This window comes from Methylobacterium sp. WL116 (genome assembly GCF_008039455.1).
GTDB lineage: Bacteria > Pseudomonadota > Alphaproteobacteria > Rhizobiales > Beijerinckiaceae > Methylobacterium.
Genome location: NZ_VRUV01000081.1, coordinates 1 through 13,115 on the forward strand (window position 1 = coordinate 1; position 13,115 = coordinate 13,115).

17 protein-coding genes and 1 pseudogene are annotated in these 13,115 nt (G+C 65.0%); 4 read left to right on the forward strand and 14 right to left on the reverse strand.

What is annotated here, in order from left to right; translation table 11 throughout:
* Nucleotides 1-225 precede the first annotated feature (225 nt).
* From FV223_RS09025 to FV223_RS09065, 8 genes are all read right to left on the reverse strand, one after another.
* A complete protein-coding gene (locus FV223_RS09025) occupies nucleotides 226-405 on the reverse strand; it encodes a hypothetical protein (RefSeq protein WP_147726553.1) in 180 nt (59 codons plus the stop codon).
* A 1,069-nt stretch (nucleotides 406-1,474) separates the two neighbouring features.
* On the reverse strand, nucleotides 1,475-1,798 hold the full coding sequence (locus FV223_RS09035) for a hypothetical protein (protein ID WP_246689647.1): 324 nt from the start codon (nucleotides 1,796-1,798) through the stop codon (nucleotides 1,475-1,477).
* Between the two features lie 84 nt (nucleotides 1,799-1,882).
* Nucleotides 1,883-2,725 (reverse strand): hypothetical protein, encoded by an 843-nt coding sequence (locus tag FV223_RS09040; RefSeq protein ID WP_147726559.1) that lies wholly within the window; start codon nucleotides 2,723-2,725, stop codon nucleotides 1,883-1,885.
* 68 nt (nucleotides 2,726-2,793) lie between these two features.
* Nucleotides 2,794-3,879 carry a hypothetical protein gene (locus tag FV223_RS09045; RefSeq protein WP_147726561.1) on the reverse strand — a complete coding sequence of 362 codons (1,086 nt, stop codon included), beginning with the start codon at nucleotides 3,877-3,879 and terminating at the stop codon, nucleotides 2,794-2,796.
* Between the two features lie 62 nt (nucleotides 3,880-3,941).
* Nucleotides 3,942-4,544, reverse strand: a complete 603-nt coding sequence (locus FV223_RS09050; protein WP_147726563.1) for a hypothetical protein — start codon at nucleotides 4,542-4,544, stop codon at nucleotides 3,942-3,944.
* A gap of 66 nt (nucleotides 4,545-4,610) precedes the next feature.
* Nucleotides 4,611-5,042 (reverse strand): penicillin-binding protein, encoded by a 432-nt coding sequence (locus FV223_RS09055; RefSeq protein WP_147726565.1) that lies wholly within the window; start codon nucleotides 5,040-5,042, stop codon nucleotides 4,611-4,613.
* 2 nt (nucleotides 5,043-5,044) lie between these two features.
* Nucleotides 5,045-5,251, reverse strand: coding sequence for a hypothetical protein (locus tag FV223_RS09060; protein ID WP_147726566.1), 207 nt, complete (start codon nucleotides 5,249-5,251; stop codon nucleotides 5,045-5,047).
* An 11-nt stretch (nucleotides 5,252-5,262) separates the two neighbouring features.
* Nucleotides 5,263-5,844: a hypothetical protein gene (locus FV223_RS09065; protein ID WP_147726568.1), complete on the reverse strand. Its 582-nt coding sequence runs from the start codon at nucleotides 5,842-5,844 to the stop codon at nucleotides 5,263-5,265.
* A gap of 130 nt (nucleotides 5,845-5,974) precedes the next feature.
* Between FV223_RS09065 and FV223_RS09070 the strand changes: the two genes are divergently transcribed.
* Nucleotides 5,975-6,235, forward strand: a complete 261-nt coding sequence (locus tag FV223_RS09070; RefSeq protein ID WP_147726570.1) for a helix-turn-helix transcriptional regulator — start codon at nucleotides 5,975-5,977, stop codon at nucleotides 6,233-6,235.
* Between the two features lie 29 nt (nucleotides 6,236-6,264).
* Here the strand turns inward: FV223_RS09070 and FV223_RS30215 are convergent, their stop codons facing one another.
* Nucleotides 6,265-6,522, reverse strand: a complete 258-nt coding sequence (locus FV223_RS30215) for a hypothetical protein (protein WP_187276099.1) — start codon at nucleotides 6,520-6,522, stop codon at nucleotides 6,265-6,267.
* Nucleotides 6,523-6,596: 74 nt separating this feature from the next.
* On the opposite strand from FV223_RS30215, the gene FV223_RS09080 reads away from it, so the two are divergent.
* Nucleotides 6,597-6,896, forward strand: coding sequence for a hypothetical protein (locus FV223_RS09080; RefSeq protein ID WP_147726572.1), 300 nt, complete (start codon nucleotides 6,597-6,599; stop codon nucleotides 6,894-6,896).
* Nucleotides 6,897-7,199: 303 nt separating this feature from the next.
* Complete coding sequence (locus tag FV223_RS32395) at nucleotides 7,200-8,300, forward strand: methyl-accepting chemotaxis protein (RefSeq protein ID WP_147726573.1); 1,101 nt, start codon at nucleotides 7,200-7,202, stop codon at nucleotides 8,298-8,300.
* Between the two features lie 935 nt (nucleotides 8,301-9,235).
* Here the strand turns inward: FV223_RS32395 and FV223_RS09090 are convergent.
* The 5 genes and pseudogenes from FV223_RS09090 to FV223_RS09110 form a co-directional block, all read right to left on the reverse strand.
* Entirely contained in the window at nucleotides 9,236-9,418 is a 183-nt protein-coding gene (locus FV223_RS09090; protein ID WP_147726575.1) for a ribosome modulation factor, read from the reverse strand.
* 228 nt (nucleotides 9,419-9,646) lie between these two features.
* Nucleotides 9,647-10,243: a chemotaxis protein CheB gene (locus tag FV223_RS09095; protein ID WP_147726576.1), complete on the reverse strand. Its 597-nt coding sequence runs from the start codon at nucleotides 10,241-10,243 to the stop codon at nucleotides 9,647-9,649.
* Nucleotides 10,244-10,283: 40 nt separating this feature from the next.
* A complete protein-coding gene (locus tag FV223_RS09100; RefSeq protein ID WP_147726578.1) occupies nucleotides 10,284-10,841 on the reverse strand; it encodes a chemotaxis protein CheB in 558 nt (185 codons plus the stop codon).
* A gap of 36 nt (nucleotides 10,842-10,877) precedes the next feature.
* Nucleotides 10,878-11,195: pseudogene (locus FV223_RS09105) on the reverse strand (HU family DNA-binding protein).
* 422 nt (nucleotides 11,196-11,617) lie between these two features.
* Entirely contained in the window at nucleotides 11,618-11,851 is a 234-nt protein-coding gene (locus FV223_RS09110; RefSeq protein ID WP_147726580.1) for a hypothetical protein, read from the reverse strand.
* A gap of 276 nt (nucleotides 11,852-12,127) precedes the next feature.
* Here FV223_RS09110 and FV223_RS09115 point away from each other — a divergent pair.
* A partial coding sequence (locus FV223_RS09115; protein WP_147726581.1) for a CHASE3 domain-containing protein occupies nucleotides 12,128-13,115 on the forward strand: 988 nt, incomplete at its 3' end.

Genomic DNA, 13,115 nt, shown 5'->3' on the forward strand with positions numbered 1-13,115 from the left:
CTTCGGCGCCGTCCTGATGTAGGCCGGCGTCGCGGCGGAGACGGCGCCGGCCGACATCAGGACGGCGCCGAAGGCCGCGGCCGCGATCGCAGAGGCTGTGAGACGGGTCTTGGTCATCGGTGCCGGGTCCTTGCTGCCGCACCGGGTCGGTGCCACGGCGTGAAACCACGGCCACGATCCGATCGTTCCTCGCCTTCCGGTTGAGAAGGCGCGAGCCGACCCGCCTCAGCCGATCAGGAAGTGCACCAGGATCAGCGCCAGCGCCGCGCCGCCGATCGCGAGGCCCATCAGGACGACGCTGCTGAGCTGGTCGACGCCGTCCACGTCCTGGCCGATGCGATGCTCGACGCTGTTGGCGCCGTGGCCCGGCCTGTCGGGACTGCCTGGATAGATGCGCGGGGCCATATCGGTTTCCTCGATGATCCAACGGCAACGCCGCGCTGAAGCGGATCGTTCTGATCGTAGCCACGAAAAAGCCCGGCGCGGGTTTCTCCGGCCGGGCTGATCAGACGAGTTCCCTGGCGGGATAAGGCGGTCTCACCACAGAAGGTTCACTCGCCAAGGATCAATGCTTACTGGCTGCCGCCACTGCCTGCGCTGCCGTTCGGGACAGCTTGCTCTGGCTTTCCGGCATTGCCACCAGCCGCCGAGTCCCTTGTTACCGTTTCCGCACCGGTAGCGCCACGAGAGACGGACGTGGCGCCGTCATTGCCCGTGGTGTTCGGCTGGTTCTGAATGACCGTGCTGCTCGCACCGGGTTGGCGAGGAGCCTCAGTCTGAGCAAGGGCCGGCGCAGCCGCGAACAGTACGACACCGGCAATCAAAAGCTTTTTCATGGGGTACTTTCGGCATGTCGAGGGCAGGATGCTCTCGCGCGGGTTGCGAATGCAAACGACCTGGAGGTCTTCAAGTTCACCTATGCGGTGCCATCGTCGGGATACTGAGCACAAAAAAGCCCGGCGCAGCGGGGGCTGGCCAGGCAGGTCGCGTCATTTCTGTGAAGCCCCAGAACTTCGGAACGGAACGTATCACGCCAGGCAAACATGGCAATGCGACAAGCGCGCAGAGTCGTGCATCATGCCAACCGTCTCGGAGGCTCCTGCGGTTCAGAATTATTCTGAACCGCCGCAAGCGTAACGATCGGGTCAACGCTGTTTTTGGCGTATCGCTAGGAGCGACTCTTCAAAACGGAATAATTCGTAGCCGTCTGCGCCTTTCGCTCTTGTGCCTTACCCTGTCAGCCCGACGTCGGGTCGTAAGAGCATGAGGTGAGCACGATGAAGCAGCCTTATCCAAGACACAGTCCAAATGCGCCAAAATCTACCTGGCGGCTAACGTGGTTCTTGAGGCGCTTATGCCACCTCTCAGCCTAGCAGCTCCCTTTAGGAAACGGTTGGGCCGAAACGGACGTTATTCAACACGTCAGCGGCGTTTACCCTGGCGCCTATGCTGATAAGATAGCTTGGCGCGAGGCTCACCGCCTTGCCACCATGTCGAGCAGCGCCACGCCAGCCGCCGAGATAACATTGCCGTTGCCGCCCCAGGGCAGGGGCGTGAATGGGATCACCGCCTGCTCGACCGCCTCGACCGGTAGCACTAGCTCAGGCGGCCCCGCCTCTCGGCCACTATCATTATTGCGCAGCCACACGATCTGGCTGCCGTGATGGTCCTCAAGGGCGGCGAGGGCGGGTTCCGCATCCCCGCCGTCCTCGGCATCAGCATCACCGTCCATCCGGTCGAGGATCGCGAGCAGGCTGTCCGCGGTGTCGAGAGCGCTCTGTGCCGCTTCCTCGATCATGCGCCGGGTTTCGGCCAGTGATGGGGGCGCCGGGACGTGCGGTGCCACGGCGCGCGGCCGGAAGGTCGGGACATCACCCATCGATCAGGCCTTGGTCGCAGCGTTGAGTTCGGAAGGCGAGGGGGCACTGACCAACGCCATGTGCGACGGTGTTTGGCTGAGAGGCTGGGCCTGAATGTCGGCGGCATCCTGAACCAACGCCCGCAGGAAGCGGCCGGTCTGGTGGTCGCCCATGCACTCCACCCCGAACCGTATCGTCCGAAGCTTGACGCAAAGCCCCTCCGCCGTGCGTGCCGGTAGAGCCGTCATCTGGTCGAGCAAATCCCCGAGCTTGGCGTGTGCGGCTTCGCTGCGAGCCTCGGCATCGATCACACCATGCTCGGCGTCATGCGCGATCTGCGCCGCCTGCCATGCGTTCCAAGCCGCAAGGATCTCGTCGGCACGCGCCTGTGCCTCCGGCCACGGCTGCATCTCCGGCACCTTGCCACCATAGTCGCGCCATCCGTGCTCGCCCGGCCGGGCCTCGCGGAGAACCTGACGCTGCCGAGGTTCGCGCCGCATCCAGTCGATGTCCCCCTGCGTGATCGGCAACCCTTCGAGGGCGGAGGGATGGCAGCTCATGCGGCGAAGCCCGAAGGGGTAGTCGGTCTCACGAAAGACCAGGCAGGCGGACGGCAGGGGGAAGGGCCCGGCACGGGCCGCCGCCTCGTCGCACGCCTTTTCCGCTGCTGCGGCCTCGGTCACTGCAGTCTCGAACTCACGTCCGAGCGCAACGAGCACGGCGTCATCCGCGGCCTTGGCCGACCTGTGCGGCTTGGCCTCGCCCATCACGCGGGCGGCGGTAGCCTTGAGGGCCACGGCGCGGTCTCTGAGGGAGGGGCGATCAGCGCCCCGGCGGAAGGGATTGGACAGCTTGAGAGAGGGCACGCGCGTGCTCCTATGATCCTCGGGATGAAAGGGCGCGCGGCGGGTCGGCCCCGCCGCAGCGGGTGGCGTCAGAGCCGCGGCGAACGGGCGATCAGATCCAGGATGCGGAAGTGGTGGTTGTTGTCCCAAGACTCGTCCAAGGCGCAGCCGTGTTCCTCGTGGTAGGCGAGGGCGTACCGGCACAGGGCCGCGCACCCGGCGGCCGTCCTCGGCACGGTCACGAGAAGCACGTCATCGACATGCGCGAAGAAGGCTTCGCGGGTCTCAGCCTGCTCCGGTGGATCGATGTTGCCGGAAAGCTGGTCGAGGTGCAGGGCGGCGCTACGGGCCGCAGACAGCCGCTTGGTCACCTCGATCGCCTCGAACACCGGGTCCGGCATGGGCTCGACGAGACGGTTCGTGCCGTGAAGGAGATCGCGAGCGATGGACGCACCGAGCTTCGCCAGCCAGCGGTCATGAGCTTTCTGGCTCGGCAGGTCGAAGCCGCTGGCCTTGGCCCGGAGCCCCGCTAAGCTCGTGGCACGCTCTCGCACCAACGTCGCTTGCGCTTCGTCGCGAGCCTCATCCAATTCGGAGTAGCCGGGGATCTCGTCCATGTCGCGATCGTCCCCCGTGACGAGGGCGAGGATTGCTGCCTCCATCCGTTCGGCATCGCCTGCGGCAGTGACCAACGCAGCGTCCGTCGCAGGCCAGCCGCGGGGCATGGGGGGCCGCTCGCCGGTATCTGTCGTGAGATTTCTGGCGATATCGTCAGGCCCCCGTCCCCTGGCGATGTCGCCGCGCCAATCGACCCCGAGGGTGTCCAGAAGGCGCACGGCGCGGTGCAGAACGGGGCCACGGTCTTTCAGGCCGCCGGTCCGGTTGCTGCCGTTGAAGTGCCATTCCTCGCCCGCGTTGAAGCCGACCGAGAAGGCCGTCCCCTTGGGGCCGAGATGGGGGTAGAGTTCGAGGCAGACCCGACGCTGCTCAATTCCCAGCCATGTCGAGTAGCAGACCAAGGCGGTCCGGTCGTTGAGATCGGGGCCAGTATCGGCCTCCGGCTGCGGCCTCGTGCGCCGCAACGCTATACCGGCCTTGGCTTTCGTCGCCGCGAACCGCTCGCGCAGGGTCGGCTTTGGTTCGGTGCTGGGGTGACGCTTCAAGGGGTTGCGCATATCGGGATCTCCGAGGAGGGAGCCCGTGAGCCATCCGGCCCAGGGCGAGGGGCAGGAAGGGTTCAGAGCAGCGAGGCGAAGCCCGTCAGGACGCAGCCGCCGCCGATGATGACGAAGGCAGCCAGCAGCTCGGCGCTGGCATCCATGAAGCGGAGGGAGCGGACGAAGGCGGTGTCAGGACGAACCGCGGCGACGGCCTCCCATGGGGCGCACTCGCTGGGTACGGGTTCGTTCGGCAGGGCGAGCGCCGCGCTCTGGCTGTAGCGATCGACGCCCGGCAGGAGGCGGGCCGGGGCAGGCGGCAGGCGCCCCGAGGGAAAGGCGTGCGGGATCGTGACCGGCGGCAGGTTGGTACCGAGGAACAGCGTGAGGTCGGCGACGCGGGCCTGCGCGATGCCGTAGCCGGGCTGATGGGCTGCCGAGAACTCGGCTTCCTCGCGGAGCCACCAGCGCAGGTGTCCGAGCAGGGCCAGCGCCCCGAACCGAGACGTGCATGGCGTCGTCACCAAGGCGTCGGTTGCAGCTTCGTAGTCGTCGTTGGCGATCACGGACGCCTCGCCCTCGGGGGCGACCTGAAAGGCGTCGTAGGCGGTGCGGTGGCGGGCGATGGCCCCGTAGATTGGGTCGGCGGCGGGGTCGAGGGCGAGGGTACGGACGTGCAACATCGTTCGGGCTCCGGAGGGCTCGTGAAGGCAGGCAGGCAGGGAAGGCGAAGGGGAGGGCGGTGCCGACTAGGTCGGCCGGGGCGGGAGCACGGCGCCCGGCCGGGCGAACACCTTGCGCAGCCGGCGGCGGGCAGCTCGGCGGGCGCCGGAGCTGCCCGCCCGCTCACCACGCGCGGTGTGGTAGGCGGCCAGCGCCTCGGCAGACTCTGGCGTGGTCGGCGTCAGGGCGTAGAGGTCGAGGCGGGCGACCCGACGCACACGGGCGAGCGAGGCGCGGTAAGCGGTCCACCCGGCCGGCATAGGGCGTCCGGCGGCAGCTAGGTCTACGGCGATGCGGCCCGAGGCAAGGTAGGCGGCATCGGCAGTCTCGGCCCAGCGGATCGCGGGCAGGATGCCGTCAGAGGCCGTGGCAGATATCCGCGAGGCAACGACGACGAGGAAGGCGCCGAGGACGGTGCGGCGGGACAGGTGGCCCGAGGCCACGGAGAGCATCGCCATGGCTACGCTTCCTCCTCGGGCGGGAACATCACGTCCCACTCGGCGCGGGTGATCCCGGTCTTGATGAACTCGCGATCCCACGGCGGCAGGTGACGGAACACCCGCTGGATGGGCTCGCCACCCTGCCAAGCTGCAAACTGTTCGTAGGTGACGGGGAGGTCGAGCGTGTTGGTCTCGCCCGAGATCATGGATTGGCGCGTGATCCGCATCGGTCCGGCCCTCAGTTCGCGGAGGCGAGGCGCGCAGCCTTCGCCATCGACCAGACGCCCTTGAGGGCAGCGGAGAGGCAGGCGCCCCAGGTCTCGCCCGTGAGAGCCTGGCGGGCCTTCGCGGCAGCACAGGCGGTCGTCATGATCGCGGAGCGGTCGAAGGTGCCGGCGACGACGAGGGGGCGAGCGAGCAGGGCGGCGCGGTTGAGACGGGCATGCCACGCCAGTTCTCCGGCGATCCGGTTGCGCTCCAGCACCGTGCCGCCCGCGGCGCAGATCTGGATCTCGGTGGCGCCGAGCACCTGAGCCAGGCGGGGGAAGCTCGCGAACGCAGCCCGATCGCCCTCGTAGGGTTCGACCAGGACGACGTTGCGCTGGCCGTGCTCGTTCAGGCGAACCGCGAGGACGACAGTGCCTTCGGGGATCGACGTACCAACCGCCTTGATGGTCGCGTTCCATCGCTGCCCCAGCGTGCCGCCCCACGAGACGATACGGGGATTGTAGGTCGGGGTCGGAGCGCGGAGGCCAGCCCGGACGCGGGCGCGGTGCGCCTCACTGCGGTCAATGTACGTAAGGTGCGAGGAGAGGGACATGGCCAAATCCGATGCGATTTGCTATGTCTCAGTTATAGGGATCGCACTACGTTCAGGTCAATAGCCCTATAACCGGGTTATCGTTTTTTCTCGCTTGCGCCCCCATTTTTCCTGTGTCGCAGAGAGTCGCATGTCCGTAACCGCTATCCGTTTGACGCCCCGCTTAGTCCGCGCGGCGCGTGCAATGGTCGGATGGCAGCAACAGGAACTCGCAGAGGCGTCGGGCGTCCCAAAACCCACGATCTCAGCCTTCGAACTCAAGCCAGAGGCCGGGCGGCTGATGGGAGCGAACATGCAGCTGCTGATTGCTGCCTTCGAGCGCGCAGGACTCGAATTCATCCCTGAGAACGGCGGAGGGGCTGGCATCCGGTTCCGGGAGCGGAAGGCCTGACCGCCGCGCCTGACCGCCTGTCCGAAGTCTCAGGCCTCGCCGGCCTCCTCGCCGATCAGGTGCTGGATGCGCAGATCATGAGCCGGCCGGTTCCCGATCAGCACATCCGAGCGCTCATGGATGCTGCCCTGCTGCTCGGTGAGTACAGCGTTCCACTCCCACCCCTGCTGACGCAGATCGTCTATGAGATCGGCACGGAGACAGGTCGGATGGCAGAAACGGACGCGGTTGAGCAGGCTGAGGCGAAGGGCATGGCTTGGCTGCTTCGACCCTTCCAGGGACGGCAAAGGCCTTAGTGGCGCAGGGTCGGAACCATCGTGCCGAAATTGGTTTCCTTCCGACAATACAGTCCGGAGGAAACATGACCAAGCTTGCAACTCTTTCAGGCGCAGCCGCCATCCTAATGCTGACGGCCGGCGCCTCCTACGCCGCCCCGTGCTCGGTGGGAACGACCACCAATATGGAAGGCAAGTCGTCTTCGACCGACAAAAGCTCGATGACTGATGGCACGTCGTCCGCCAAGACGACCCCTGGCGCCAAAGCGGAGTCTCCCGGAACAGTCGGCGCCCTGAACAACGTCGGCGCCGGCACCAAGCCTGCCGATGGCGATAAGAAGGCGGCAGAGGGCCAGGTGGTGAAGCCGGGCAGCAACGACTGCTGAGGTCCGTCGCCAACACCGAACCAACGACCCGATGGCCCTGCAGAAGCTAGCTTGCGGGGCCATTTTCATGGGGCGCCCCCGAATTCGTCCCTACGAACGGATGAGGGGGGGTATCCGGTTCTGGGGACGTAAAAACTCAAATTTGGCGCCTGAGCAAGGCCTTAGCCAAATCCATCGCTATTGCTCCCTGCCAGTCATTCAGTAACGCCGATGTGATGAGGATTTCAGAACTGATTTGAGATTACCAGAACTTATTAACCTTCGCGCTGCATTTTGAATGCAGCCCTGAGAGTTGATAAACCTATGAACCCTCATCCTAAAGTTGTGGGAACTGCGCCGCCGACGGGTGGCCTTCCGGTCAACGTCGATCCCACATTGGCTGCGATTGCGAGCCTCACTTCCGAGGTCAATCAGATCGCCGGCGACAAGACGCGTCGGATCCAGCAGATCACCGCGCAGGTCAGGATCCTCGCGCTCAACGCGCTCATCGAGGCTGCACGAGCTGGTGAACAAGGACGGGGCTTTTCCGTCGTTGCGCACGAAGTTCGGTCGATTGGGGCTGAGATCGATGGGGTGGCTCGTGAACTCGAGGCTCACTTGTCGGGGCGGATCGGCATGCTGCAGCAGGCCGTCGAAGGGATGGCACAGAAGGCCGAGGCCGAGCGCTTGACCGACCTGGCCCTGAACGCCGTCGAACTAATCGACCGCAACCTCTATGAGCGGACCTGCGACGTGCGCTGGTGGGCGACGGATGCCGCCGTCGTCGATTGCGCGGCAAGCCCGGGTGAGGCATCCGCCGCCTACGCCTGCGAACGCCTGGGCGTTATCCTGTCAGCCTATACCGTCTACCTCGATCTCTGGCTTTGCGACCGGAACGGCGTCGTCATCGCCAATGGCAGACCCGATCGCTACCCGGGTGTGCGCGGTCAAAGCGTAGCCGGCGAGCCTTGGTTTCAGAACGCCATTGCGCTGCGCAGTGGTGACGACTACGTCAGCGCGAACGTACGCCGTGAGAACCGGCTTGGTGGGGCTCAGGTCGCCACCTACGCGGCCAGCGTGCGTGAAGGCGGCCGAGCGAATGGGCCGATGCTTGGCGTGCTTGGCATCCACTTCGACTGGGAGCCCCAAGCCCGCGCAATCGTGGAAGGGGTACGTGTCGCTCCGGCGGACCGAGCGCGAACCCGTGTCTTGCTCGTCGATACTAACCGCCGTGTCCTGGCAGCGTCTGACGGTCAGGGTGTCCTCAGTGAAGTGCTGCCGCTGGATCCGAAGGGTCAGGCCAGCGGAATTACCAGAGACAGCCAGACGGGCACGGTCACAGCTTTCCACCGGACACCAGGTTACGAGACCTACCTCGGCTTGGGCTGGTACGGCATGATCGTTCAGCGCAAGGTGGAGCGGTAATCGATCCAAGGCACCATGCCGGACCGAGGATCGGCCTGCGCCTCCAGCGGCATCGATACGAGAACAGATTGATCAGCCGTCGGACAGCCAGTGAACGAACACACCTTGGTCCTGTCTGCAGCACAGCTTCTCATCTAGGGCTTAGGCTGCATCGTACTGCGGCTTCTCGCGCATCGTGTTCCAGCGGGAGTGCGACGTGGAGCCGATCCGGTTCGGCTCCGGCGCCTTGCTGCGGTACGACTGACGCGACCTCGACCAATGGATACACCGCTGCAAGGGGGGGCCCAGTGCTGGCTCGTTCGACGATTGCCTGGACGTCCTAGATACTCGCGTTCCGCCCAATCGGCCGAGGTGATGGCATAGCCATAGCAGGGCATCAGATTGTAGGAGGGGAAGACGCCGTGAGAGGGCGGTAGAATGAAGAGTAAGCTGCGGCCGAGCCAGCATTACCGGCTGACGCTGCTAGCGCGCGGACCACGCCGCTATGCCAAGGGGGATCAGGAAATCCCCGGGTTGATGAAGATGGGTTTCGTCGAGCCGATCGGGGCCAGCTCCGCGGACGGATCGAGGAAGTGGGCAATCACTTATGCGGGTCGCATCGCCTTACAGTCCCATATCGGTGACGAGGCATTTTAACCGACGATCCATTCCTCAGGCTCTTGATCGCGGTCCATCGCTGGTCACCGTCCAAATCTAACCAACACGAGTGGCATCACACCAAAGCTCGGTCGACTTCTCGATTTTCGTTAGCAGCCGCCAGCGCGCGCGATGCGAAGCAGGCACGAACTGCCTTATGGAATGCTTTGCACTCAGAAGGGGACAAGCGGCTCAATCTAGCCACTAGGAGCGCTCGGCCTGCCACCCCATCAGGATGCTGCGCGGCTTGGGCTTCTAATATCATGATTGTTCGAGCTTTTTAATAATGGCCAACGCGCTCATCCCAGATGCCAATTAGGGGCATCATCGCGGGGCGTGCCGTCGTAGCCTTCCATCCAGGAGGCACGCTCTTCGCTGTTTTGAGGATAGGGACAAGCATCCTTCGGCCTGCCATGGATACGAGCCTGCGCGCCTTCTTCAACTGGGTCAGAATGTAAATTTAGATGCCGGGTCTGGGCCATGGCGACGACTCCGCGCTGTGATCTGTAGGGGTAACCACGCCCAAACGAACACGATCCCGCGGCATAAGAAGCGGGTAACGTGTCTTGGGACTAACCGGTGGTGGATCGTTGACGTCGCGATAACGGGTTGAGGGCATCTTGCCCTTAAACCGGGCTCAGGACCGGTTCGTGGGTGAGATGGACGACGCACCCGTCACCCCGTGATCAGATCGGGGGACGGGCCTGCTCCTACAGTCCCTGGTGTCGGACCGCTTTCTCGATGGCATCTGCGATGTCGTAGGGGCTACCGATCACGTCGATTGGACCGTCATAAGCAATCGCATTTTCCGGCATGCCAGGTATCGGCTGGTGGTCCGGCGTCAACACCATCGTCAGGCCGCCGGCCGCATGGATGGCGGCGAGGCCGCGGGATCCGTCGTCCAGCGAACCCGAGAGCACGACCGCGATGATGCGATGCCCGCCATGGACGGCCACCGAGTGGAATAGCAGGTCCACAGTCCGATTGCCGTAACGGCGGGCCGGGTCGCTGATGTTCTCACCGAAGCTTCTGGCCGCCAGCGTGAGATGATCAGCGGGCTCACCGATATAGACCACGCCAGGCTTGATGCGCTCGCCCTGTGCCGGGATAACGACCGGCAGGTTCGAGTCCCGAGCCAGTACTTCGCGCAGGTGGCTGATGTGGTCCCACGAGCGGTGGAGCACGATCAGCACCGCGGCGGGCAGATCCGGGGGCAAGGCCTGCAGCAGCGCCTTAATATCGGTGAGGCCCGCGGCGCCCGAAGCACCAACGGCGACAAACCAGGGCGTGACGCTGTCGGCGTTCATCTGCGGAGCGTAGCACACCAACGGCCAAATTCACGGCTGCTCATCCTTGCGTCAACGCAGCCACGCGAGCGGCAATCTCTGCGACCGGCAGGCTGGCGTCAGGATGATCAGCCATGAGGGCTGCCCAGGGCATCGAGGGCTGCTCGGCCTCCTGGGGCTTCTGGACGAGAGCCAAACCACCGCGAGCCTTAACCCTGGCGAGACCATCCGCCCCGTCGCCGTTGTAGCCGCTGAGCACGATACCGATGACGCGCTCGCTGTAGTCCTCGGCAGCTGAGATGAACAAGGGATCGGCGGCTGGACGGGTGAAGTTCACCTTGCTCCCCTGATCCAGCCAGATCGAACCAAAGCCCAACCGCATGTGCTTGTCGGGAGGGGCGACGTAGACGCGGCCAGCCTGGATAAGCTCGCCATCCTCCCCGTGTCCGACGACCAGGCGGCTCGTCATGTTCAAGATTTCCGGCAGGATGCTGGGACGGCTGCCGGTGTGCCAGACGATGAAAACAGATGCCGAGCAGGATGCCGGTAGCGCGGCCACGATCTGTTTGATTGGGGTAAGGCCCCCAGCGGAGGCAGCGATGACGACGATGGGTCCCATGCCCCGTCAATTGCGCCACCCAAAGTTGGTTCAGCCTCAGCCTGAGAACGGCTGCCTTATGCACCCCAGGGCCACCTTGGGGGTCACCCGATCCCGCATCTCCTTGCCGGCCTTGGAGACAAGCACGGTCTTGGCCGACCCCACGATCACGGCCCCCGTTTCGGGTTGCGCCGCTGTCGGGCAGGCTGCTCCTTCACTGCGAACAACCTGAACCATCGAATTTCCACCCGATCGCCGGCTACCAGCGCATCAGAGATGCGGCCCAGAATGGCATCGACCAGCTTCTCGCAGCTTCGCTCACGGAGATGCGGGTTTAGAGTGGCGAGGCGTTAGGACGAGATCGGACCGGATCATGCGGTTCCAGGATCAGAAGGACGGCTGTCGCGGGGGCCATTAAGGGTGCCCGCCGTTCCTAGCTAAGGGTTTTGCACGCCGTGTCTGTTCGGCGTCAGCGAAGCGCTTGCCCATGCTCTTGGCCCTCTGAGCTTCTTCGAACCGCGCTTTAAAGTCTGTCCGAGGGGCAGGCCCAACAGCAGGCAGACCGGGCTGCACCTCGGGGTAGAGATCGGGGCGCTGACGCATCCGCCACCGGTCGATCGCCTCGATGTCGTACAGGCCGGTTGTCTCGTCCGGCACGGGAAACCCGCGGGCGTAGAGGCGTCGCCGGTACTCCCCGAACTGATCCGGGGTGAGGCCCATACGGCGCGCGGCCTTGTCAGCCCAGACGTAGGCCGGGTCGATCCGGAACCGGATGGAGGGAGACGCTGGAAGCTTCCTCATGACGACGCGGCCTCGCCGAGGCGGCGCATCGCGTACCCGTCCAGAACTGCCTGCGCACGGGCGGAGCCTTCGACCTGGCGCCTCGCGTGGACGACTTCACGCTCCATCCGATCCAGCAGCGGCAGGTAGACCGTGCCGTAATGGACGACGCCGCGGGCGATTATCTCATGCGCACGCTCAATCTCGGGCAGGGTGTAGGGATGGTCGTAGCCAAGGCTGTCCGTCATCATCGGCAACTTCTGATCCAAGGTTGAGGCCGCGTGACCGGATCTGCCTCATGTTCGGCCAAGGCGATGGCGCGTCAACGCGAACCCCTCCCCAACTGGCCGCGGCTCATGCGCCGGTCGCAGGCGGCGGCCTATTGCAGCCTATCCCTGCTGACGTTCAGATTGCCGCCATTGGCGTATGGAACCAATACCAGCTTGATTTGAAATCTAATTTAGCTGACTGGGCCAGCGATGGCGGTTGCCACATGGTGTCGTAGGTCTGCGTAGGAACGCTCGAACATGCCGAACACGTTTGGCCTCAACCGCACGCTTGGAGGTGCGATCGGCGTCATCGCGCTGGTGTCGGTCCTCAGCAGCGGGGCGATCTTAGCCACACGCAACCACTTGCAGGATGCGACCGACGCCCTCGCCCGCTCGACCCAAGTGGTTCGGGGGCTCGATGCCTTCCGCACCGCCATGCTGAACCAGGAGACTGGCCTACGCGGCTATCTGATCACCGGGCGCGAGAGCAGCCTGGAGCCCTACCGCGCGGGGCGGCCGGCCCTGGACCAGACGATCATACATTTGAGCACCTTGATCGGCAACGATGCCGAGCGTTCGCGTCTGTTTGCCGATGCCGTGACGGCAGCGCGCGCTTGGCAAACCGACATCGGCGAAACCGCGATACGTCAGGCCGCGGATCCGAAGACGCGACCGGATGGGGTGCGTATCGAGGCCGAAGGCAGGGGCAAGCAGTTCTACGACACCCTGCGCAGCAAGCTCATCGCCATCGACAATCTGGAAGAACAGACTCGTGCGGCACAGGCCGCTCGCGTCACGCAGGCCGAGCGCAACGAGAGCCTTGCGCTCTGGGGCGGGACCCTGCTGACGCTCCTGATCTGCATCGGGATCGGGATCGCCATCAACCGGCTGATCGTCCGGCCGCTCGGGCGGGTAATGACCTTCGTCGAGCATGTTGGCGAGGGCGACCTGACAGGTACACTCGGGGAAGGCGGCCACAACGAGATCGGTCGCTTGAAGCGTACCCTTAATGCGATGGTAGCGGGGCTGGCCGACCTCGCTCGCACCAACCGTACCGCCACCTCGGACCTGAACGCGGCGGCGGCCGAGATCCGTGCTTCGGCGCAGGAGCAGGCGGCGTCGGTGGAGGAGCAGTTCGCGGCGGTGCAGGAGACGGCGGCGACGGTGGACGAGATCACCCATTCGGGCGCGCAGATCACGAAGCGGGCCGGCGAGGTGATCGCCACCGCCCAGGCCACGGCCCAGA

Excerpts from the sequence above, each read along its gene's own strand:
- FV223_RS09025 (WP_147726553.1), bottom strand. The coding sequence starts at position 405 with ATGGCCCCGCGCATCTATCCAGGCAGTCCCGACAGGCCGGGCCACGGC.
- FV223_RS09035 (WP_246689647.1), bottom strand. The coding sequence starts at position 1,798 with ATGATCGAGGAAGCGGCACAGAGCGCTCTCGACACCGCGGACAGCCTG.
- FV223_RS09045 (WP_147726561.1), bottom strand. The coding sequence starts at position 3,879 with ATGCGCAACCCCTTGAAGCGTCACCCCAGCACCGAACCAAAGCCGACC.
- FV223_RS09050 (WP_147726563.1), bottom strand. The coding sequence starts at position 4,544 with ATGTTGCACGTCCGTACCCTCGCCCTCGACCCCGCCGCCGACCCAATC.
- FV223_RS09055 (WP_147726565.1), bottom strand. The coding sequence starts at position 5,042 with ATGGCGATGCTCTCCGTGGCCTCGGGCCACCTGTCCCGCCGCACCGTC.
- FV223_RS09060 (WP_147726566.1), bottom strand. The coding sequence starts at position 5,251 with ATGCGGATCACGCGCCAATCCATGATCTCGGGCGAGACCAACACGCTC.
- FV223_RS09065 (WP_147726568.1), bottom strand. The coding sequence starts at position 5,844 with ATGTCCCTCTCCTCGCACCTTACGTACATTGACCGCAGTGAGGCGCAC.
- FV223_RS09070 (WP_147726570.1), top strand. The coding sequence starts at position 5,975 with ATGTCCGTAACCGCTATCCGTTTGACGCCCCGCTTAGTCCGCGCGGCG.
- FV223_RS09080 (WP_147726572.1), top strand. The coding sequence starts at position 6,597 with ATGACCAAGCTTGCAACTCTTTCAGGCGCAGCCGCCATCCTAATGCTG.
- FV223_RS32395 (WP_147726573.1), top strand. The coding sequence starts at position 7,200 with ATGAACCCTCATCCTAAAGTTGTGGGAACTGCGCCGCCGACGGGTGGC.
- FV223_RS09090 (WP_147726575.1), bottom strand. The coding sequence starts at position 9,418 with ATGGCCCAGACCCGGCATCTAAATTTACATTCTGACCCAGTTGAAGAA.
- FV223_RS09095 (WP_147726576.1), bottom strand. The coding sequence starts at position 10,243 with ATGAACGCCGACAGCGTCACGCCCTGGTTTGTCGCCGTTGGTGCTTCG.
- FV223_RS09100 (WP_147726578.1), bottom strand. The coding sequence starts at position 10,841 with ATGGGACCCATCGTCGTCATCGCTGCCTCCGCTGGGGGCCTTACCCCA.
- FV223_RS09110 (WP_147726580.1), bottom strand. The coding sequence starts at position 11,851 with ATGATGACGGACAGCCTTGGCTACGACCATCCCTACACCCTGCCCGAG.